The organism is Vreelandella halophytica (assembly GCF_968193635.1).
In genome coordinates, this window is sequence record NZ_OZ309107.1 from 2,824,865 (window position 1) to 2,846,363 (window position 21,499).

Here is a 21,499-nt window from a genome sequence, read left to right on the forward strand (position 1 = left end):
TGTCTCGGGCGTAACGCCTGGTTCAAAAGTCCGGATGATCGATCAGCTCGCCGAGAAGCGAGGTGGCAAAACTTCCCCTGGGCAGCGAAAATTCGAGCACCGCCGCCGCGCTCTCCCAGGTAAGCCGGGGCTCGATGACACGTACGCGCAGCGCCCGGTGGCTCTTTTTCACGCCCGCCCTGACCAGGCCATCGCAAAGCGCCGGGTGGGAGGCGTAAAGCGCCTGCTCGTAGGCCAGCGCCTCGCCGGTTGCCGGCTCGCCGGTGCCCCAAAGCGGGCCGGTCGGGTGCAGGTCGAGGGCGTCGGCCCGCGCTTCGAGCCCCTCGTCCTCGGCCCGGGCATTAAACACGCTTTGCGTGCCGTCGAGCATCAAGGTATCGCCTAAAAGCGGGGTTCTCCAGCGGCCGTCCGCGATCCGCGCGCCTAACACTTCGTTGAATAGAAAGCTGCGTGCGGTGGAAAGCAGCATTCCCTGGCGGTCGTCGCGCTTGCGCCAGCCTTTTTGCAAAATGGCCGCCGCTTTTTGCAGGTTGCGCCCCTCACTACCAAAGCGCTGGGGACCGAAGTAGTTGGCCACTCCCTCACGGCAGAGCGCCTCCCAGCGAGGCAAGAACGTCTCCGTGTTGATGGCCTCACCGCTTACCCGCAGGCGAAAGCGATTGGTGCGGTGAACGCCCCGCTTGAGCTTTCTTGGGTGGCGCCCCTGCTCGATCACCTTGATACCCAGCGACTCGAGCGAATGATCGAGGGTCGGCGGTGCGCTCGCCCCCGGCAGTTGTACGCTGAGCCACTGGCGCGTGACCGCGGTCCGATCCTTCATACCCGAGTAGCCCACGGCGCGGGGACTCACCTCGCAGAGCCGGCTTAGCGCGTTCACCACGTCGAGGGTGGTCTGGTTGCGCTTTTCGATACGCAGCCAAAGGTGCTCGCCGCTGCCTTCCGGGGTGAAGTCGAGCTGCTCGTCGACCCAAAAATCCTCCGGCGAGGCGCGGTAACTTCCCGGCGCGCGGGGCCCAAAGCGGGCGTCGAGCACCCGCGGCCAAACGGGCAGTGCCCCCATTAGTTGGCCGCCGGCTGTAGCAGCACGACCGCCTCGGCGGCGATACCTTCGCCACGGCCGGTAAAACCGAGGCGCTCGGTGGTGGTGGCCTTGACGCTGACCAGCCCCATATCCGCCCCGACATCCTCGGCAATCACGCGGCGCATGGCGTCGATATGCGGCGCCATTTTAGGCGCCTGGGCCATGATCGTGGCGTCCAGGTTACCGACCACGAAGCCCGCCTCCCGCACCAGCGCCACTACGTGGCGCAGCAGCTCGCGGCTGTCCGCGCCTTGCCAGGCGGCGTCGGTGTCGGGGAAGTGGCGGCCGATATCGCCCAGCGCGCAGGCGCCCAACAGGGCATCGCTGATCGCGTGGAGCAGCACGTCGCCGTCGGAGTGGGCGACGAAGCCTTGTTCGAAAGCGAGCTCGACCCCGCCGACCATCAAATGGTCGCCGGGGCCGAAGCGGTGTACGTCAAATCCATGGCCAATACGCATCGAGACTACTCTTCGCTGTTGCCTGCCTGTAGCGCCAAAATGGCCGCCGCCAAGGCAAGGTCGTCAGGGTGGGTGATTTTCAGGTTGTCGCGCCGCGCACTGACCAGCCGCGGTGCCTGGCCCAGCGCCTCGACGGCCGAGGCTTCGTCGGTCACCATTACGCCATTTTCAACGGCCTGATCGAGGGCACGCTTTAAAAGCGCGAAGCGAAAGCCCTGGGGCGTCAGCGCGTGCCAAAGCCCGTCGCGGGGCTCGGTTGTCGCGCTCAAACCAGGCCCGCCTTCACGCTTCATGGTATCCGCCACGGGCATGGCCAGAAGCGCCCCGCTCGGGTGCTCCATCGCCGCCTGGTAAAGCGCGTGCAGATCCCGAGACGTCACGCAGGGGCGCGCCACGTCGTGCACCATGACGATGTCGTCCGGGGCGGCGGCCATGGCATCGAGCGCATTTTGCACGCTGTCCATGCGCTCGTTACCGCCCTCGACCCGCTGCCACTGGGCAAACGGCACCCAGGCCGGGTCGAACCAGCGATCCGCCGGGTCCAGGCAGAGCACCAGACGCGCTTCGGGAAAGGCGCGGTAAAGACGCTCGAGGGTATGCGCCAGCACCGGGCGCGCCGCAATCGGCAGATACTGTTTGGGGGTGGCGCTACCCATGCGTCGCCCCTGCCCCGCCGCGGGCACCACCAGCCACAACGCCTTACTCATCGTCGCTGTCCGGGGCGTTCGCCGCAGGCGCAAGGTTTGGCTGGGTCACCAGTGCCGCGTTCAGGCCGATCAATTCGTTTTGGATCGCCACCCCTGGCACCCAGAAGAACTGCTCGTCGCTTCGCACCATGCCCATATCGCTGCGCGCGCGCTCTTCGATCGCATCCAAACCGGTTTTAAGGTCGGTGACCTCGGCGGCCAGCCGGGCGTTGCGCTCACGCATGGGCGCATTCGCCGCTTCCTGCACTGTCACGCGCGCCTCGACGCGCTGCAGATCCTGCCAGCCGCCGTTACCCAGCCATAGCTGATACTGTAAAAAACCTAGAACGCCCAGCAAGGCGACGACCAGCCATCGATGCATCTGAAGTTCCTGTAATCAAGTGCCTTTGGGGCAGGCGTGAACGGCGCGCATTATGCCATTTAGCGGGCGAAGCGGCGAGCCGTGTCTTTAGCCTTCGGTTTTAAACGGTAGCGCTTCTAACGCGGCTGCCCGGTACGCCTTTACGTGCTGCCCTTCCTGGGCGCAGAACTCGGCCACCCCGGCGGCAAGGCCGGGATGCGCCACATAGTGAAGCGACTGCGTGGGGGTGGGGGCGAACCCGCGCACCAGCTTGTGCTCGCCCTGGGTGCCGGGGTCGAAAAGCGTCAGCCCCCGCGCGAGGCAGAACTCGATGCCCTGGTAGTAGCAGGCCTCGAAGTGCAGGCAGTCGGCGACCACTTCACTGCCCCAGTAGCGCCCGTAAAGCGTGGTAGCACCGCGAAAATAGAGCGCGGCGGCCACGGGTCGGCCTTCCACCAGCGCCTGAACCAGCACCAGTGAGGCCGGCATGTCCCGGCGCAGCGCGTCAAAAAATGCCGCGTTCAAGTACGGCGGGCGGCCGCGCTCGTGGTAGGTGATCGTATAGCACTGAAAAAAGTGTGCCATGGCGGCCTCGTCGATCTCGTCACCTTCCAGACGGCGCAGCGTAATCCCCTGCTCGGCCACCAGACGCCGCTCGCGCTTGATCGTCTTTCGCCGCTTGGCGGTCAGGCTTGCCAAAAAGCCGTCGAAATCCTCGAAGCCCCGATCGTGCCACTGAAACTGCACGCCCTGGCGGGTAATCAGATCAGGGCTTTGCGCCTGCCAGGCGGCCACCTCCTGGTCGTTGGCAAACAGCAGGTGCCAGCTCGAAAGGCCCAACTCATCGCACTGGCGCCGCCACCCCTTGGCCAGCAGCGCGTAGGCGCTTTGCGGGTCGATATCATCTGCGATGAGCATGCGCTGACCCGGCACCGGCGTGAACGGAATGGCGCTTAACGCCTTGGGATAGTAGTCGCCGCCGGCGCGCTCGAGGGCCTCGGCCCAGCCCCAGTCGAAGACGTACTCGCCGTTGGAATGACTTTTAAGATACATCGGCAGCGCCGCGACCAACCGCTCACCCTGCCACACGCTTAGATGACGCGGCTGCCAGCCGGTGGCCTCGCTTACCGAGCCGCTTTGCTCCAGCGCGCGCAAAAACGCATGGCGTAAAAAGGGCTGCTCCGGGCTTACCAGCGCATCCCACTGCGCGGGAGTAACGCCGTCGACTGCTGAGAGCGTCACCAGTGTTAGCGCCTGGGAAGACATGCCACCTTGCATGAGCACCTCACATTGAACCATTAACACTCAAGACGTTCAGTATCGCTCAATCGTTTGCCCACTAGAACCCGGCCGGGCGATTTACCTACTTTGGCCTGTAAAACGCCCCGCTCAGTGCCGGATTATTAAAGCCCGGGCCCAAATGTCCGATAAACAATGAATTGGCTCAATTTTATGGACGACATATGCAAGCCGCCGACATCCCCGATAACGAATCCCAGCGCCTAGCGGCCCTGCATAGCCTGGAGGTGCTGGACACGCTTCCCGACGAAACGCTGGAACGTTTGACCGAGCTTGCTTGCGATATCTTCGAAGTGCCCATTGCGCTGATTTCACTGGTCGATGAAAAACGCCAGTGGTTCAAGTCGCATACCGGATTGGACGTCGATGAAACCCCCAAGGAGTTTTCGTTTTGCGCCCACGCCGTTTACAAAAACGACATTTTGGTTGTCGAAGACACCTTCAAGGACCTGCGCTTTGCCGATAATCCGCTGGTCCTGGGGGCCCCGCACATTCGCTTTTACGCGGGCTACCCGCTGCGCCCGGTCGACAACCAGGTGATCGGCACGCTTTGCCTGATCGACAAAACGCCGCGCCACTTTACCGAGCGCGAACAGCGGCTTCTGGCCAACATGGCAGGCCAGGTCGAAGAGCTTTTACGCCAGCACAAGCTACGGGCCGAGCTTACGCGCACCGCGCGGCGCTTCGAAGCCCTGTTCAGCAAAAGCGCCACCGCCAAGATTCGCATCGACCGCGAAGGCTCCATCATCGCGATCAACCCCTTCGCCCTGAGCCTTTTGGGCTACGAAGCGCACGAGCTTTTGAACCAAAACATCGCCGTTTTGACCCCGCCCCACATTGCCAGCGAACACGATCTGTTCATCTCGCGGTATCTGGACGGGGGCGAGCCCAAGGTGATTGGCCGGGGGCGCGAGGTCGAGGCGATGCACCGCCAGGGCCACCGGGTGCCGGTGCACCTGGCGGTCAATGCCATTCACGATAACCAGGGCAAGGTGGTCGAGTTTTTGGGCGTGCTGACCGATTTGACCACCATTTACGAAGCCAACCGGCGGATCGTAAAGGAGCAGAGCCTTTTGAAGGTGCTGCATCAGGGGATTACCGACTACCAGGCGCTGATGTCCGGCGAGCAGCTCTGGACGTTTCTTTTGGAGGCGCTGCGCGAGCTCACCGACAGCGACTACGCGCTGATTGGCGAGGTACTGCCCACCGATACCACCAATGCCCTCAAGATTCACGCCATTACCGATCTTTCCTGGAGCGCCTCCTCCCGGGAGCTGATGTCTCGCCTGCGCAGTGGCGACATGACGCTGACCCATCCCGGCTCGCTCCTTGGCCGAGTATTTGCCCACGGCGAGGTCGTGATGACCAACGACGTGTATGGCCACCGCGAGCGCGGCGGCTTTCCACCCGGGCACCCGCGTCTGGACAACTACCTCGGCGTGCCCATTTACAGCGGCGAACGTCTGATCGGCATGTACGCCATTGCCAACAGCAAGCAGCCGCTCAACCAGGCGCTGCTCGATTGGCTTCAGCCGTTTACCGATACCTGTGCACTGCTGATCAATCTGTACCGGCAAATGGCCGAGCGCGAACAGGTCACCTGCGATTTGGCGACCGCCCGGGACCAGGCCGAAAAGGCCAACCAGGCGAAAAGCGAATTCCTCTCGTCGATGAGCCACGAACTGCGTACGCCGCTCAATGCCATCATCGGTTTTGCCCAGCTGATGAGCAAGGGCCGCCGCGACCCCCTCAGCGAAAAACAGCAGCGCCAAGTCGGCCAGATCGAAACCAGCGGCCAGCACCTTTTAAGCCTGATCAACGAGGTGCTCGATCTTGCCAAAATCGAGGCGGGGCATCTGGCGCTGTCCCTCGAGCCGATCCTGGTCGCCAACGTGCTCGACGACGCCTGCGCCACCCTCGAGGCCAATATCGAAGCGGCAGGCATCACGCTCAAGCGCGCCAGGGTGGAGGCCGGCTTAAACGTCATGGCGGACTACACCCGCACCAAGCAGGTGCTTTTGAACCTGATTTCCAACGCGATCAAGTACAACTGCGACAACGGCGTGATCGAGATCGTCGTGACGCCCCAGCAAGACACGTTGAAGATCAGCGTGATCGACACCGGCATAGGCATCGACGAGGCGCGTCAGCACGAGCTCTTTCAGCCCTTCAACCGGCTGGAGGCCGAACACACCACCATCGAGGGTACCGGTATCGGGCTTGCCATCACCCGGGAGCTCGTCACCCGCATGCAGGGCCATATCGGGGTCAGTAGCGTAGCGGGACAAGGCTCGACGTTCTGGTTCACGCTACCACTGGCCGAACACGGCGTGGCGAAAGCGGACACGCCCGCCTCCGCCGTGCCGGGCCCGCAAAGCAGCAAGCGGCGCTTTAAAGTGCTCTACGTCGAGGACAACCCTACGAATCAGCAGCTGATGCAGGACATTATCGACGATTTCGACGAGATCGAGCTGCAAACCGTTGCCAGCGCCGAGCTTGCGCTGGATATCCTGCGTCACGCGGTCCCGGACCTGGTGCTGATGGATATCCACCTGCCGGGCATGAACGGTTATCAGGCCCTTAAAGCCCTGCGCCAAACACCAGGACTCGAGGCCATGACGGTGGTTGCGCTGTCGGCCAATGCGCTGCCGCGGGATATAGAAGAAGGCCTGGCGGCGGGCTTTAACGACTACCTGACCAAACCTATCAATATCGAGAAACTCTCGAGCATGCTCAAAGAGTTTCTCCACGTTGCGCCTGGAAGTGATCCATGAAACTAGCCCGCAAACACCTGTTAGTGGTCGATGACAATACGGCCAACGTCGAGCTGCTACTCGATCTTTTGGATGATCACGGCTTTGACAATACCCATGGCATGAGCGACCCGCGGGAGGTGGTGAGCTACTGCCAAAGAAAGCGCCCGGATCTGATGCTGCTCGATATCCGCATGCCGCATATGGACGGCTATGCGGTCATGGAGGCGCTCAACGCGGCGTTCGGCGACCACGCCTTTCCCATCATCGTGCTGACGGCACAAATCGACGATGAGACCCGCCGTCGCGCCCAATCCATGGGCGTGCGCGATTTCATCACCAAACCCTTCAAGCACGACGACGTCATGCAGCGCGTTCACAACGTGTTGGAGGTCGAACACCGCTACCAGCTGCGCACTCAGCAAGCCGAAAACCTGGAGCGGCTAACGGCGCAGCAGCATCAGGCGCTCGACCACCAGGCGCGGACGGACACCATCACCAAGCTACCCAACCGCCGGGCGATGACCCAGACGCTGCGTATGGCGGCGAACGAAAACGCCCCGACCGGGCTTTTGTTTATCGCCATCGACCAGCTCGACGAGGTGGTGCGCTTTCATGGCTACGCGATTGCCGACAAACTCATGCTACACGTAAGCCAACAGCTCTATGCTCGGCTAGACGACACTGCCAAGCTTGGCATGTGGGGCGGTAGCGAACTTCTGGTCGTGCTACAAGAAACCAGCATCGATCAGTTGATCGGCCAGGCGGTACAGCTTTTGGAGTGCTTCAACCAGGACCAGACGCTGGACGATTTACTGCTGCCGCTGGCCGTGCGTATCGGCATCAGCAGCGCGGAAGGCGCCTTCGACCCGGAGCGCCTGGTGCACATGGCCGCGCTTGCCTTGCCGCAGAAAAACGGCCCCGTGCGCGTGCAGAGCTACAACGAAGAGCTCGAAACGCTCCAGCGCCACCGCTTGCACTTACAGCAGTCGATTCGCGGCGCCACCCAGCGCGGGGAAATGAGCCTGGCCTTTCAGCCCAAGCTGTCGCTTTCGACCAATCAGGTGATCGGCGCCGAGGCGCTGCTGCGCTGGGATCATCCTTCGCTTGGCCGTATATCACCGGCGGAGTTCATTCCGCTGGCCGAAGCCAGCGGCGATATTCTCACCATCGGCGAGTGGGTCATCGAAGAGGCGCTGCGCCACATCGTGGCCTGGCGTGGGCAAGGACTGTTGGAGGATAACTTTCATATCGCGGTCAACGTCGCCGCTCGCCAGCTCGGCCGGCGCGACTTTGCCGAGACGCTTTTAAGCACCCTGGCCGCATTTAACGTTCCCATGCGCTTTTTCGCTTTGGAAGTGACCGAGTCCGGCCTTTTGAGCGATATGCACAATGCGCGCGCCCAGCTTGCCAAGCTCTCCGAGAACAACATCGCCGTCGCCATCGACGATTTCGGCACCGGCCACTCTTCGCTTGCCTACATCAAGACGCTGCCCTTCTCGACGTTAAAGATCGACCGCGCCTTCGTGATGGACCTCGAAGACATGGAGGTCGACCGCCACCTGGCGCTGGCGATTACCCGGCTGGCCCATGCGGTGGGCTGCGACGTCGTGGCCGAGGGAATCGAGACGAAAGCCCAGGCGGATTACCTGCGCTCCATTGGTTGTGAAGCGGCGCAGGGGTATTATTACTCCCAGCCTCTGCCCGCCGATGAATTTTACGACTTTTGTACTCGGTGGGGCGCCCACTCCCCCACGACGAACGCTCAGGAAACCCAATGGCCCACGACCTCCTTGACCGCTTACGCGAACGGCTCAATGACTTAAACCGCTCCGAGTTCAAGGTGGCCAACGTCATTATGAACGACCCGGCAGCGGCGACGAGCCTGAGCATCGCAAGCCTCGCCCAGGCGGCGGGGGTCAGCGAGCCTACCGTCAACCGGTTTTGCCGCAACTTTGGCGCCAAGGGGTATCCGGATTTCAAGATCAAGCTGGCCCAGAGCCTGGCCGGCGGCACGCCCTACGTAACCCGCGCCGTCGAGCCTGGCGACAACGCCACCCAGTACACCCCGAAAATCTTCGGCGCCACGATTGCGGCGCTAAAAGACGCCGAGCGCCAGGTCGACATGGCCGCGGTCGAGCGCATGGTCGACTACCTCACCCAGGCCAAGCACATTCACTTTTTTGGTTTGGGTGCTTCCGGTGCGGTGGCCCAGGATGCCCAGCACAAGTTCTTTCGCTTCAACCTGCCGGTCATGGCCTACATCGATGTCCTGATGCAGCGCATGGTGGCTGCGGCCTGCCATACCGGGGATGTCGTGGTGATCATCTCCTACACCGGCCGCACTCGGGAGCTCGTCGATATCGCCCAAATCGCCCGAGCGGCGGGGGCGGTGGTACTGGGCATTACCGCGCCGGACTCGCCTTTGGCCCGGGAGTGTACGGCCACCCTGGACGTCGCCACCCCGGAGGACACCGACCACTACATGCCGATGACCTCCCGGGTCATCCAGCTCACCCTGATCGACGCGCTGGCCACCGGCGTGACGCTTCGCCGGGGCGAGGATTTTCTACCCCACCTTAAAAAGATCAAGGAGAGCCTGCGCGACACGCGCTTTCCGCTGGAGTAGCGCTCAAACGGCGCCGCGTGAGCGCTACTCGCCCACCGCAGCGGTTACGGTAATTTCCACTTTGAGCTCCTCGGAAGGCATCGCCGCGCACACGCAGGTGCGCGCCGGGGCGTAGCCTTCCGGCACCCAGGCGTCCCACACCGCGTTCATGGCCGCCACGTCACCGCCCTCCTTGAGATACACCGTGGCGCTCAAAAGCTGCTCGCGGCTGGAGCCGATCTCCTTTAGCAGCGCATCGACGCGCTCGAGCATGCTTTGCGTCTGCTCGGTAATATCGCCCTGGCGGGCGTCGGGGCCTGCCACCTGGCCGCACAGATACGCCACCCCTTGATGGATGACCGCGCGGCTCATGCGTGCTTTGGTATCGTGGCGCTCGATCGACATGGTTTTTCTCCTTGAAACGGTTTGAGAAGAGCTTGAGAGTAATTGATGACGGCGCCGTCAGGGCCGGGTGGAGACCGGGCGGTGCTCGAACACCCGGCGCAGCACGAAGCTCGTGTGCGCCCCGGTAACGCCTTCGATGCGGTTGATGACGCGCAGCAGCAGGTGCTGGTACTCGTCCATATCGCGAATCAAAATCTTGAGCTGGAAATCCGCGGCCTGGCCGGTGATGATCAAACACTCGATGACGTTGGGAATCTCGCGGACGTGGCGCTCGAAGTTATCGAAGCGCTCCTGGGTATGCTGGTCCATGGCAATATGCAAAAGGACCATCAGGTCGTACCCGAGCTGGCGGGCATCGACCTCGGCGCGGTAGCCTGTGATCAGGCCGTTTTCTTCCAGCGCGCGTACCCGGCGAAGACACGGCGAAGGCGAAAGCCCGATCCGTTCGGCGAGCAGCTGATTGCTGATGCGCCCCTCCTGTTGAAGCACATCGAGAATATGCCGGTCATAGCGATCGAGCTCTAACGGAGTCGGCAACATCAGCTATCTCCTGCCGTAAAATAGAGTTTTAAAGATAGTTTCTGCCAATTATCCGCGCAAGTTCTCTTGATTAGCAATAATCTTCTACGGCTACAGCGCTATACTGGTGCTATCGTAAAAGCCCGGCGACGGGGCCACTGTGATCCAGAAGCCCAGTGTTCGCCAGGCCTTGCTCACTTTTCCGAACAACCGTCAGGAAGCGTTTATGTCCGCCTTCGATCATCGCAAATACCGCCCTGCCCCCCGCGTTCCCGCGTTCAACCGCACGTGGCCGGACCAGGATCTCGAGCGCGCCCCCATCTGGGTGAGCGAGGACCTGCGCGACGGCAACCAGGCGCTACTCGAGCCGATGAGCGTCGAGCAGAAAAAACGCTTCTGGCACCAGATCGTCAAGGTCGGCATCAAGGAAGTGATGGTCGGCTTTCCTTCGGCGAGCCAGCCGGATTTTGATTTCGTGCGCTGGCTGATCGAGGAGGACCAGATCCCGGAGGATGTGACCATCGCCGTGCTGGTGCAGTGTCGCGAGCACCTGATCGAGAAGACGTTCGAGTCGCTCGTTGGCGTGAAGCGCGCGATCATCCACCTCTACAACTCGACGTCCACCGTTCAGCGCGAGCGGGTCTTCGAGATGGACCGCGGCGGCATTACCGATATCGCCGTGCAGGGCGCCACCTGGGTCAAGACCTACGCCGACCAGTACCCGGGCGTCGACTGGCGTTTTCAGTACTCGCCGGAGAGCTTCTCGAGCACCGAGATCGACTTCTCGCTGGCGATTTGCGAGGCGGTGATGGACGTGTGGCAGCCCACCCCGGACACCCCCTGCATCCTGAACCTGCCCACCACCGTGGAAGTGGCCGGCCCGCATCACCACGCCGACCAGATCGAGTATTTCTGCCAGCACATCAGCCGGCGCGACAGCGTGATTATCTCGGTGCACACGCATAACGACCGCGGCGGCGCGGTGGCCTCGGCGGAGCTTGCGCTGCTGGCCGGCGCCGACCGGGTGGAAGGCACACTACTGGGCAACGGCGAGCGCACCGGCAACATGGATATCGTGACCCTGGCCATGAACCTCTACAGCCAGGGCATCGACCCCATGCTCGATCTCTCCAACCCGGACGAGATCATCCAGGTGGTCCACGAATGCACCGGCATTACCATGCACCCTCGCCACCCCTGGGTCGGCGAGATGGTCTACACCGCGTTTTCCGGAAGCCACCAGGATGCGATCCGCAAGTCGCTCAAGCACCAGAAGGCGGACGAGCCCTGGCAGGTGGCGTACCTGCCCATCGACCCCCACGATATCGGCCGCGACTACCAGGCGGTGATCCGCGTGAACAGCCAGTCCGGCAAGGGCGGCATGGCGTTCTTGCTGGAGCGCGACTACGGCATCAACCTGCCGCGCTGGATGATGCTGGCGCTGGCCCCCTACGTTCAAAAAGAGAGCGAAGTGCGCAACAGCGAGCTCTCCAGCGAAATGGTCCGCCAGGTGATGTTCGATCATTTCAGCCACCCGGCGCCGCTGGCCCTGGCGGATTACCGCCTCTCCAGGGGCCAAAACGAAGGTATCGAAATCACCCTGTGGGAAGGCTCCCAAACGCTGCGACTGGCGGGTACCGGCAACGGCGCCATGTCCGCCTTTACCGATGCCTGGCATAAGCACTCCGGCAGCCACGTGGCGATCGTCGACTACAGCGAGCATTCGCTGGGCGGCGATAGCGAAGCCAACGCCATTGCGTTCGTGCAGCTCAATGTCGACGGCCAGCGCATCTGCGCCTTCGCCGAAGATAGCGACACGGTCAGCGCCTCGCTGAAAGCGCTGCTTGCGGGCATCAACGCCTCGCTCGAATCCGGTGCCAACACCCCCGCTCCAGCGGACAACGCCACGGTCTGACCCCATCGTCCAGGGCCCGCCGCCGCGGGCCTGTTATACTCCCTCCGATGACGCCTTTGACGAGAGGAATCGATGGGGCAAGGATTGATCAACGTGACACTGCTGGCCCTGGGCGCCGGGCTTGGCGGCATGGGGCGTTTCGCCGTCGTCAACCTTGCGGCAAGGCGTTGGGGGCCGGGGTTTCCCTGGGGCACGCTGCTGGTCAACGCCAGTGGCGCCCTGGCCGCCGGCGGCCTGCTGGGCCACTACGGCCTGGCGCACCTTTCAAACTCCCCGCTCGGCCTTATGGTGGTCGCCGGTTTGCTCGGCGGCTACACCACCGTTTCCTCGCTTAGCCTGCAAACGCTTTCGCTTTGGCAAAACCAGCGCCGTCTAGCGGCGTCGGCCAATCTTACGGGCACGCTTGGCCTGGGGCTATTGATGGCGGGAGTGGGCTGGTTTTTGGCGGGAGGTGGCGCGTGGCCGGCGTAAAAGCGTACCTGGCGGTGGGGTTGGGTACCGCGCTTGGCAGCGTTTGCCGCTACGGGGTGTCGCTCTGGGCGCTGGCCGCGCTGGGCGGTGCCTTTGCCTGGGGCACGCTGATCGTCAACGCCTTAGGGTCACTTTTGATAGGCTGGCTTGCCACCATGGCGTCGCACCGGGGCGAAAGCGTCTGGGCGCGCCTGCAGCCCTTGCTGGTGACGGGTTTCTGCGCAGGCTTTACGACCTTTTCGCTGTTCAGCCTGGAAGTGCTTTCACTGCTTCAAAGCGAGCCCGGGCTCGCCCTGCTCTACGTTTTGCTCAGCCTGGTCATGTGGCTTTGTGGCGTAGCGCTGGGCGAGCGGCTGGCTCAGAGGTGTTTAGCGAAGAACCAGAACCGGTAGCTCGCTTTGGCGCAGCATGCGTGTCGTGGTGCTGCCCACCAGCAGGTGGCGGATGCGCGAATGCCCGTAGGCCCCCATGACCAGCAGATCGATGCCGTGCTCCCGCTCGTAGGTATCGAGCGTCTCATCGACCTCGCCTGCGCGAATGGCACCCAGCGCCTCGTGACCCGCGTCGCGCAGCGTGGTCAGCGCCCAGTCGAGCTGAGAACGATTTTCCGCCGTCTCGGCCCCGGTGATCAGCACGTGGCACTCGCAGCCGGTAAACAGCGGCGAGCGGGCCAGCATGTCCACCCCCTTGCGGGCCGTCTTGCTGCCGTCAAAGGCGATCAGCACCTTTTGGGGCTTTTTGAAACCGGCCGGAACCATGAGCACAGGACGGTGCATCTCGCGCACGACGCGCTCGAGATTGGCGCCCAAATGATGGCTGGCCTGATGCGCGGTTTCGCCGCGTTTGCCCACCACCACCAGCCGCGTCTCGTTTTCGAGCCCGACCAGCGTTTCCACCAGCGTGCCGTTCAGTTGGCGCACGCCGGGGTCGATCACGCCCTTTTCAACGGCGCGCGTCTGGGCGGCTTCCAGCATCAGCCGCCCCTGTTCCCGGTTTATCCTGGCGCGCTGCTCGTCGAGGGTAGAGAGTTCTTCCATCAGGTGCTCGCGGGCACCAAAACGCAGGTTGCCGGAAAGATCCTGTTCGCCGGGGGCCGTGGAGTGATTATCGACCACGTGGACGAAACTCAGCGGCGCGTTCAACGCACGGCTCGCCCAGGCGGCGTAATCGCAGACGCCCTCTGAAAATCGGGAGCCGTCGATGGCGGCGACGACGTATTCGGTCACAACGTATTCGGTCATGCTGTTCTCCTTGTTCGTCAGTGGCCGTGCGTCAATGGCCGCCCATCAGTTTTTCGACGGCCTGGGGGTCGTTATGCACCGCGTAACGGTCGACCACCGTGGCGCTGGCTTCGCTCAAGCCTACAAGTTCCACCTCGGTCCCTTCGCGGCGAAACTTGATCACGACGCGATCAAGGGCCTGCACGGCGGTCACGTCCCAGAAGTGCGCACGGGATAGATCGATCGTCACCTTATCCAGGCTCTCTTTGAAGTCGAACGCCGCTAAAAAGCGCTCGGAAGAGGCAAAGAACACCTGGCCGACCACCTGATACTCGCGTGCACGCCCTGCCTCGACCTCGGTCGAGCCGATGTACATGATATTGCCCACCTTGTTGGCGAAGAACAGCGCCGCCAGCAGCACGCCGACGAATACGCCAAGCGCCAGATTGTGGGTACCCACGGTCACGGCCACCGTGGCCAGCATCACAATATTGGTGCTCATGGGATGCTTTTTCAGATCGCGAATCGACTCCCAGCTAAAGGTACCGATCGACACCATGATCATCACCGCCACCAGCGCCGCCATGGGAATCTGCGAGACCCAATCGGAAAGAAATACCACCATTAAAAGCAGCACCACGCCGGCAATCAGCGTGGAAAGCCGGGTACGCCCGCCGGATTTGATGTTGATCACCGACTGACCGATCATCGCGCAGCCCGCCATGCCACCAAGCAGACCCGCGCCGATGTTGGCCGCGCCCTGCCCCTTGCACTCACGGTTTTTGTTGCTCGGGGTATCGGTCAGATCATCGACGATGGTCGCCGTCATCATCGATTCCAGAAGGCCCACGACCGCCAGCATGATGGCGTAGGGGAAAATGATGGTCAGGGTTTCAAGGGTCAACGGTACACTGGGCCACAAGAAGACCGGCAGCGTATCGGGTAGTTCGCCCATATCGCCGACCGTGCGAATATCCATGCCGCTTACCACGTACACGATGGTCAGCACCACGATGCACACCAGCGGCGACGGCAGCGACTTGCCGATAGCGGGTAAGTAAGGAAACAGGTAAATGATGCCAAGCCCCGCCGCGGTCATGGCGTAGACGTGCCAGGTGACATCGGTAAGCTCCGGCAGTTGCGCCATGAAGATCAGAATCGCCAGCGCGTTGACGAAGCCCGTCACCACCGAGCGTGAGACGAAGCGCATCAGCTCGGCAAGCTTCAGATAGCCGGCCGCGATCTGTAGGACACCGGTCAGCAGCGTGGCCGCCAGCAGATACTCGAGGCCATGCTCGCGCACCAGCGTCACCATCAGAAGCGCCATGGCGCCGGTGGCCGCCGAGATCATGCCCGGGCGTCCGCCGGTAAAGGCGATGATCACCGCGATACAAAACGACGCGTAGAGCCCTACTTTCGGGTCGACACCCGCGATGATCGAAAACGCGATCGCCTCGGGGATCAGCGCAAGCGCCACCACTATTCCCGAAAGCGAATCGCCTTTGATGTTTGAAAACCATTCGTGCTTGCTAAAAAGCGCCATACCCATATCCTGGTCAAAAGTGTGCTGAATTATTCACTACCCGCCATAGACACGCGAAAACGCGTCGTCCGGGGGCGACAAAACACGGCTCGAAGCCGCAAGGAGGGGGGGGCATAACGCTAGGGTGGAAGGATCTTCCAACGCAGTTTGAAGGACATGGACGGCAACTATCTTGAAATAAATATTGCGCGATAAGCCCGGATAGAGCTTTCGCTTGGGCGGTGGATTATAGCAAGCAAGTCTTCGATTGCCACCCACTATTAGTCAACTTCTATTTTGTATGTAGTAAACCACTATTAGCCAAACGGGGAATAAAGCAGGATCATGGTCACAATCCCCCGCCCACCATCGTCTACACAGCTGCCCATGCGCCTTCATCAAAAATAGTTAGACTTTGGCTACTTTCGCACTAATATAATCAGATAAAAGTTGTATACAAGCCGTACAACTCAAAAAAATACTTATACAAATACGCAGCTCACAGGGAAGCCACCATGCTCACTTACTTCACACACTCCGCCCTACCGGTCGCACTGCAGGAACACACTGCCAGCATCCATTTCACCCCGGCGGGCGTCATCGAAGACGCCAGCCCCCTGTTTTTGGAGAAGGTCGGTTACTGCCTGGAAGATATCGTTGGCCAACACCACAGTATTTTCTGCGCTCAGGAAGAGGTCGACTCCCCGGATTACCGGCGCTTCTGGGCAGCGCTTGCCAACGGCGAGCCCCAGCAGGGCAGCTTTCGGCGTATCAGCGCGACCGGGGAGGATGTCTGGCTCGAAGCGATCTACCTGCCGGTGAGAAACCGCCGCCACAAGGTGGTCAAAATCATCAAGATCGCAAGCGACATCTCCAAGCAGCACCAGTCGGCAGAGAGCCACAGCGCGGTATTGAAAGCGCTGGATAGCTCCATGGCGGTCATCGAGTTCACCCCGGATGGCACCATCCTCAACGCCAACGTCAACTTCGAGCGCACCATGGGGTATAAAAGCGGCGAAATCACCGGCCAGCATCACCGTATTTTCTGCACGCCGGACTTCGTTCCCCAACTCGCGGTGTTCTGGGGCGAGCTTGCCAGCGGCCAATTCAAGCAGGGTAAGTTCGAGCGGCTCAACAGCCGGGGCCAGAGCATCTGGCTGGAAGCGACCTATAACCCGGTGTTCGACAGCAAAGGCAACGTCATCAAGGTCGTCAAGTTCGCCACCGACATCACCTCGGCCGTTCAAGAGAACGAGGCTGCCCGGCGCGCGGTGCTCAACGCCCAAAGCACGTCCAGCCAAACCGAACAGATCGCCCAAAACGGTTTGACTCACTTGCATAAGGTGGTCGAGGAGTCTCGGCAGGCGTCCAAAACCCTGGAGGATGCCCAGGCACTGATGGCCGCGCTCAACCAGCAGGCGCAAACCATCAATAAAATCACCGCCTCGATCGCCAGAATTGCCAACCAAACCAATTTGCTATCGCTCAACGCGGCGGTGGAAGCGGCCCGGGCCGGCGAACAGGGGCGTGGTTTCGCCGTGGTCGCTAACGAAGTACGCCAGCTGGCCAAGGGCTCGAGCGAAGCCGTGGAAGAGATCACGCGCGTGCTCAAGGAAAACAGTGACCTGGTCGAGCGCACGAGCCTGGCCGTTCAGCAGGTCGTCGAGCAAGGTAAAAACAGCCAGATAAGCGTTGGTGAAATCGAGACCATCGTCAACGAGATCCTTACCGGCGCCCGGGGCGTGTCGAACTCGGTGGATCAGCTCGCTCTACAGTCCGCGTAAGCGACCCTGCGAGTATAGAAAAAGGCGGCTAATCGCCGCCCTTCTTCTTATCAAAGGCCTGGCCTTGCAGGCTTTTTCGTGCCCGTTACTTGAGGCTGGTCTTGCGCAGGTACGGCAGTACCGCATCGAAATCACCAAACTTTTCTTTGGCGTCTTCGTTGGATACGCTGGGCGGAATAATAACGTCCTGACCCACGGTCCAATCCGCGGGGGTGGCAACGCCGTGCTTGGCCGTCGCCTGCAGCGCATCGAGGGCACGCAGGATTTCACCGAAGTTGCGCCCGACCGTCATCGGATAGGTCATGGAAAGCTTCAGCTGCTTGTCCGGGCCAATGATGAACACCGAGCGCACGGTGGCACTATCCGCCGGGGTGCGGCCATCGGGAAGATAAGCATCTTCTGGGAGCATATCGAAAAGCTTGGAGACCGCGAGGCCTTCGTCGGCGATGATCGGAAACTCGACCGAACTTCCGCTGTAGCTTTCGATATCCCCCGCCCAGCGTTTGTGGTCGTCGACGCCGTCGACAGACACACCGATCACTTTGGTGCCGCGCTTTTTCCACTCTTCACTGAGCTTGGCGACCGCGCCGAACTCGGTGGTGCAGACCGGGGTAAAGTCTTTCGGATGAGAGAACAAAATCGCCCAGCTATCGCCAATCCAGTCGTGAAAGCGAATGCTGCCCTGGCTGGTATCGGCGTCGAAATCCGGTACGACTGCATTGATACGTAATGACATCGTTCCTCCTCGGCGGGGCAAGTACCCCTCATAACGAAAATGACTTTTAGCACGCACACTATAGAACATTAAACGCTAATAGACCCACCCCTGGCCGTTATGGCGGGCCGATTTTTTCGCTATATCGCTATAGCGTCATGCCACTATCAAGCGCTGGTGCCCGCCTGGCTCACCATTCGCTTGGCCAGGTCGTCCAGGCCGGTCACGGTCATATCCGGTTCGATCCCCCAGGGGTCGAAAGGGGCATCCGAGCGACGGCGCACCCAGGCGCTTTTGAGGCCGGCGTGTTTGGCGCCGATCACGTCAAAGGGGTTGCTGGAAATGAGCCAGGTATGCTCCGGGCGGGTATCGAGCCGGCTGCGCAGGTAGGCGTAGACCGCGGGGTCGGGTTTGAAGCGCTTGATACGATCGACGCTGACCATGTCGTCCATATAGGCGGTGACCCCGGCCTTGCCGAGCAGCGCCCCCATGGCCTCTTCGGTGCCGTTGGAAAACGCCACGCAGCGTAGCCCGGCCTCTTTTAATTGGCCAAGCGCGCCCGCCACATCATCGAAGGCGGGCAGCTCACCGTACACGGCCATCAGGTGGTCGCAGTCGTTGTCGGAAAGGCCGGTTTGCATCGCGCGGTCGGTCAAGACCAACGCCTTCTGCGTGCATTCGGCAAAGTTTACGTAGGCGCCCATCAAACCAAAGCGAAAGCTGTACTCCAGCTGCTTCTCGCGCCAGCGCCGTGCAAACTCCGCGGCCTTGTCGGGCTGGGCCAGGCGGCGCTCGAGCTCCACGACAACGCCCTGGGTATCGATGAGCGTGCCGTATACGTCAAAAGCCAGTACCGGTTGCATGTTCACCTCGCTTGCGGTTTTAAGTCGTCGGTTTCTCGAGTAGCCGGCTTGCCAGCCCCCACCACGTCGCTACTCGACCCGGCGGCGCGCGATGAGACTGGCCACCGTGAGGCCCCAGTATGTTATTTTTCGCTTGCGATCAAAACATCCGGGGGCGGTGGCTGGCTTTTTTCGTTGCGTCTAATGCGCGAAAGCCAGCGCTGCCGGGCGTAATGTCTAAGATTCGCCACGCGGTCGGTTTCATCGACGATGTCCTGACCCAGAATGGTTTCGATGATGTCCTCCAGGGTGATCAAGCCCACGAACGTGCCGTGCTCGTCAAAGACCACCCGCATGTGCATGTGATCCTTCAGCATGGAGACGAAAACGCGCTCGACGTTATGGGCGCCCTCCACTCGCCCGATGGGGTGGGCAAGCTCGCTCATCGTCTTGTCGTCGTCGGCGTGGTAGATATCCGCTTTGTGCACGTAGCCAAAAGGCTGCTCGCCGCTATCCATGACCGGAAAGCGAGTAAACGACGCCTTGCCGAACGCCTCGAAAAAGGCTGCGACGGTCATGGCCGGGGTGACCGTGACGCACACCGTACGCGGGGTCATGGCCTGGGATACGGCGATTTCGTGCAGGTTGAGCATATTGACGATGGTGCGCGATTCGTCCTCGTCGAGCACCTTCTGCTCGAGGCCCACCCGCGCCAGCACCTTGATCTCGCCACGCAGGTCGACATCGTGCTCGGCGGTGCCCAAACGGCGAGTGATCTGCTCGGAGAGCCAGATAAAGGGAAGAAGTGCCAAGATCATGGGCCTTAAAAGGCGCGGCAGAAACGGCGCCAGCCCCCGCCAGTAGGTCGCCCCGATCGTCTTGGGAATGATTTCGGAAAGCACCAAAATCAACAGCGTCATCACCGCGGAGACGATCGCGATCGAGCTTTCGCCGAACACCACCGCCGCCTGGGCACCGACCGCCGTCGCCCCGACCGTGTGGGCAATGGTATTGAGCGTGAGAATCGCCGCCAGCGGCCGGTCGATATGGGTCTTCAAACCCTCGAGCGCGGCGTGAAGCCCGGGGTCGCCATCCTTGAGCCGGCCAATGTAGCTGGGCGTAATGGACAACAGTGCGGCTTCGAGGATGGAGCATACAAACGAAAGGGCAATGGCAAGCGTTGCGGTAACGACGAGCAGGAACATGAGTGCCTGGCGACCTGAGAGTGAGGGAGGGCTTGAATGCTTATAGGTGGTGGATGAGACGGCGTCAATAGCGCGCAACGGCAAGACCCAACAAAAGCGCCGCTACAGGGCGTAGCGGCGCTCTAACCTTGCCGGTAATGAAGACTCAGCGGCTCAAACGGTAAACGCCGCTTCCTGGTCGCCGGTTTTGAGATCCCCCGAGCGGGTCAGCTCGTCGGTCACCCGGTCGACGGCGCGTTTGGTGCGGGCAATCACTTCGTCCACTTCCTGGCGATTAATCGTCAGCGGCGGCGCAAAACCGAGAATATCGCCCTGGGGCATGGCCCGGGCGATCAGATTCTCTTCAAGCGCCGCGGCGGCGACCCGCGGGCCGACTTTCAACGCCGGGTCGAAGTGCAACCGCTCCCGGGCATCCGGGGAGAACTCGAGGGCGGCCATCAGGCCCACACCGCGCACGTCGCCCAAAAGCGGGTGGCCTTCGAACGTGGCCTTGAGCTGTTGCTGGAAGTAGCTGCCGGTTTCTGCGGCGTTACCCACCAGGTTTTCGCGCTCGATGATGTCCAGATTGGCAAGCCCCGCCGCACACCCCAAAGCGTGGCCGGAGTAGGTCCAGCCGTGGCCGATCGGGCCGAACTCACCGGTGCCCTGCTCGAGTACTTTCCACACCTTGTCGCCGACGATCACCCCGGAAAGCGGCTGGTAGGCGCTGGTCAGTCCCTTGGCGATGGTGACCAGATCCGGCTTCATGGCGTAGTGGTGGCTGCCGAACTCCGAGCCGGTACGGCCAAAGCCACAGACCACTTCATCGGCGATCAAAAGCACATCGTACTTAGCGAGCACCGCCTGAATGGCTTCCCAGTAGCCTTCCGGCGGCGGCACGATACCGCCGGTGCCGAGTACCGGCTCGCCGATGAAGGCTGCTACGGTTTCGGGGCCCTCTTCGAGAATCATCGTCTCGAGCTTCTCGGCGCAGTACGCCGAGAATTCGCGTTCGGTCATGCCGTGCTGCTCCGCGGCGCGCAGGTAGTAATGCGGCGCTTCGGTGTGGCGAATGGTGTCGATGGGCAGATCGAAATGGTCGTGAAACGCTTTCAAGCCGGTCAACGACCCGGAGGCGATGCCGGAGCCGTGGTAGCCGCGCATCCGCGAGATCACCTTTTTCTTCTGTGGGCGGCCCAACACATTATTGTAGTAGCGCACGATCTTGAGCTGGGTTTCGTTGGCATCTGAGCCTGACATGCCGTAGTAGACCTTCGACATGTTCATGCCAGCGGCTTTCAGGATGCGCTCGGAGAGCTCGATCTGCGGCTCGTTGGCGTGGCCCACGTAGGTGTGGTAGTAGGAAATTTCCATCGCCTGCTTGTAGATCGCCTCGGCGATTTCGGTGCGCCCGTAGCCGACATTCACACAATATAGCCCGGCGAAGCCGTCGATGAACTCGCGGCCATCCTTGTCGACGATGTTGATGCCCTGACCACCGGTGATGACCCGGCCCGGAGCGTCGCCCTGGGCGAAATCCTTGAGGTGGGTGGAGGCGTGAAACGTGACCTTACGGTCACGCTCGATCAGATCCTGGTGCAAGCTCATGGCGTTCTCTCTGAAAAAAATAAACCTCCCCACAAGGGGAGGGTCTTGTCGATGGGTCGTAGCCGGCA

At 61.6% G+C, this 21,499-nt stretch carries 20 protein-coding genes; 7 read left to right on the forward strand and 13 right to left on the reverse strand.

From position 1 onward, the window contains the following. Positions 1-22 precede the first annotated feature (22 nt). The 5 genes from truD to ACWHXT_RS13085 form a co-directional block, all read right to left on the reverse strand. Positions 23-1,060, reverse strand: coding sequence for a tRNA pseudouridine(13) synthase TruD (truD, locus tag ACWHXT_RS13065; RefSeq protein ID WP_447956155.1), 1,038 nt, complete (start codon positions 1,058-1,060; stop codon positions 23-25). After that, positions 1,060-1,539 (reverse strand): 2-C-methyl-D-erythritol 2,4-cyclodiphosphate synthase, encoded by a 480-nt coding sequence (ispF, locus tag ACWHXT_RS13070; RefSeq protein WP_447956156.1) that lies wholly within the window; start codon positions 1,537-1,539, stop codon positions 1,060-1,062. The genes truD and ispF overlap by 1 nt, the downstream gene beginning before the upstream one ends. 5 nt (positions 1,540-1,544) lie before the next feature. Next, the gene (ispD, locus tag ACWHXT_RS13075; RefSeq protein WP_447956157.1) at positions 1,545-2,246 is read right to left on the reverse strand and encodes a 2-C-methyl-D-erythritol 4-phosphate cytidylyltransferase; all 702 of its coding nucleotides are present in this window, start codon (positions 2,244-2,246) and stop codon (positions 1,545-1,547) included. Then, on the reverse strand, positions 2,239-2,607 hold the full coding sequence (gene ftsB, locus ACWHXT_RS13080; RefSeq protein WP_447926709.1) for a cell division protein FtsB: 369 nt from the start codon (positions 2,605-2,607) through the stop codon (positions 2,239-2,241). Before ftsB ends, ispD begins: the two co-directional genes overlap by 8 nt. Before the next feature lie 87 nt (positions 2,608-2,694). Then, positions 2,695-3,852: a GNAT family N-acetyltransferase gene (locus tag ACWHXT_RS13085; protein WP_447958045.1), complete on the reverse strand. Its 1,158-nt coding sequence runs from the start codon at positions 3,850-3,852 to the stop codon at positions 2,695-2,697. Positions 3,853-4,049: 197 nt separating this feature from the next. On the opposite strand from ACWHXT_RS13085, the gene ACWHXT_RS13090 reads away from it, so the two are divergent. Genes ACWHXT_RS13090 through hexR form a run of 3 tightly spaced genes read left to right on the forward strand, consistent with a single transcriptional unit; the run spans position 4,050 to position 9,267 of the window. Next, positions 4,050-6,659, forward strand: a complete 2,610-nt coding sequence (locus tag ACWHXT_RS13090; protein ID WP_447956158.1) for a GAF domain-containing protein — start codon at positions 4,050-4,052, stop codon at positions 6,657-6,659. Then, positions 6,656-8,464, forward strand: a complete 1,809-nt coding sequence (locus ACWHXT_RS13095) for a GGDEF/EAL domain-containing response regulator (RefSeq protein ID WP_447956159.1) — start codon at positions 6,656-6,658, stop codon at positions 8,462-8,464. The genes ACWHXT_RS13090 and ACWHXT_RS13095 overlap by 4 nt, the downstream gene beginning before the upstream one ends. Continuing rightward, positions 8,416-9,267 (forward strand): transcriptional regulator HexR, encoded by an 852-nt coding sequence (gene hexR / locus ACWHXT_RS13100; protein WP_447926712.1) that lies wholly within the window; start codon positions 8,416-8,418, stop codon positions 9,265-9,267. Before ACWHXT_RS13095 ends, hexR begins: the two co-directional genes overlap by 49 nt. A gap of 24 nt (positions 9,268-9,291) precedes the next feature. Here hexR and ACWHXT_RS13105 read toward each other — a convergent pair whose 3' ends face one another. Next, positions 9,292-9,651: a RidA family protein gene (locus ACWHXT_RS13105; RefSeq protein ID WP_447529582.1), complete on the reverse strand. Its 360-nt coding sequence runs from the start codon at positions 9,649-9,651 to the stop codon at positions 9,292-9,294. Between the two features lie 57 nt (positions 9,652-9,708). After that, the gene (locus ACWHXT_RS13110; RefSeq protein WP_447529583.1) at positions 9,709-10,191 is read right to left on the reverse strand and encodes an Lrp/AsnC family transcriptional regulator; all 483 of its coding nucleotides are present in this window, start codon (positions 10,189-10,191) and stop codon (positions 9,709-9,711) included. Between the two features lie 205 nt (positions 10,192-10,396). On the opposite strand from ACWHXT_RS13110, the gene ACWHXT_RS13115 reads away from it, so the two are divergent. The 3 genes from ACWHXT_RS13115 to ACWHXT_RS13125 all read left to right on the forward strand — a co-directional run bounded on the left by ACWHXT_RS13115 (position 10,397) and on the right by ACWHXT_RS13125 (position 12,948). Beyond that, positions 10,397-12,085: a 2-isopropylmalate synthase gene (locus ACWHXT_RS13115; protein WP_447956160.1), complete on the forward strand. Its 1,689-nt coding sequence runs from the start codon at positions 10,397-10,399 to the stop codon at positions 12,083-12,085. Between the two features lie 72 nt (positions 12,086-12,157). Next, the gene (locus tag ACWHXT_RS13120; protein ID WP_447956161.1) at positions 12,158-12,556 is read left to right on the forward strand and encodes a CrcB family protein; all 399 of its coding nucleotides are present in this window, start codon (positions 12,158-12,160) and stop codon (positions 12,554-12,556) included. Then, on the forward strand, positions 12,544-12,948 hold the full coding sequence (locus ACWHXT_RS13125) for a fluoride efflux transporter FluC (RefSeq protein ID WP_447956162.1): 405 nt from the start codon (positions 12,544-12,546) through the stop codon (positions 12,946-12,948). The genes ACWHXT_RS13120 and ACWHXT_RS13125 overlap by 13 nt, the downstream gene beginning before the upstream one ends. Here ACWHXT_RS13125 and ACWHXT_RS13130 read toward each other — a convergent pair. Both ACWHXT_RS13130 and ACWHXT_RS13135 read right to left on the reverse strand, forming a co-directional pair. Further along, a complete protein-coding gene (locus ACWHXT_RS13130) occupies positions 12,925-13,782 on the reverse strand; it encodes a universal stress protein (protein ID WP_447958046.1) in 858 nt (285 codons plus the stop codon). The two genes, ACWHXT_RS13125 and ACWHXT_RS13130, sit on opposite strands and share 24 nt — an antisense overlap. A gap of 46 nt (positions 13,783-13,828) precedes the next feature. Continuing rightward, positions 13,829-15,319 carry a SulP family inorganic anion transporter gene (locus ACWHXT_RS13135; protein ID WP_447929157.1) on the reverse strand — a complete coding sequence of 497 codons (1,491 nt, stop codon included), beginning with the start codon at positions 15,317-15,319 and terminating at the stop codon, positions 13,829-13,831. Between the two features lie 494 nt (positions 15,320-15,813). Here ACWHXT_RS13135 and ACWHXT_RS13140 point away from each other — a divergent pair, with 494 nt between their 5' ends. Beyond that, the gene (locus ACWHXT_RS13140; RefSeq protein ID WP_447956163.1) at positions 15,814-17,082 is read left to right on the forward strand and encodes a methyl-accepting chemotaxis protein; all 1,269 of its coding nucleotides are present in this window, start codon (positions 15,814-15,816) and stop codon (positions 17,080-17,082) included. 85 nt (positions 17,083-17,167) lie between these two features. Here the strand turns inward: ACWHXT_RS13140 and ACWHXT_RS13145 are convergent, their stop codons facing one another. From ACWHXT_RS13145 to ACWHXT_RS13160, 4 genes are all read right to left on the reverse strand, one after another. Then, complete coding sequence (locus tag ACWHXT_RS13145) at positions 17,168-17,818, reverse strand: peroxiredoxin (protein WP_447956164.1); 651 nt, start codon at positions 17,816-17,818, stop codon at positions 17,168-17,170. A gap of 146 nt (positions 17,819-17,964) precedes the next feature. Next, positions 17,965-18,660: a haloacid dehalogenase type II gene (locus ACWHXT_RS13150; protein ID WP_447956165.1), complete on the reverse strand. Its 696-nt coding sequence runs from the start codon at positions 18,658-18,660 to the stop codon at positions 17,965-17,967. 122 nt (positions 18,661-18,782) lie between these two features. Then, on the reverse strand, positions 18,783-19,844 hold the full coding sequence (locus tag ACWHXT_RS13155) for a CNNM domain-containing protein (RefSeq protein WP_447956166.1): 1,062 nt from the start codon (positions 19,842-19,844) through the stop codon (positions 18,783-18,785). Between the two features lie 153 nt (positions 19,845-19,997). Continuing rightward, positions 19,998-21,431 (reverse strand): aminotransferase, encoded by a 1,434-nt coding sequence (locus ACWHXT_RS13160; RefSeq protein WP_447956167.1) that lies wholly within the window; start codon positions 21,429-21,431, stop codon positions 19,998-20,000. Positions 21,432-21,499: the final 68 nt, after the last annotated feature.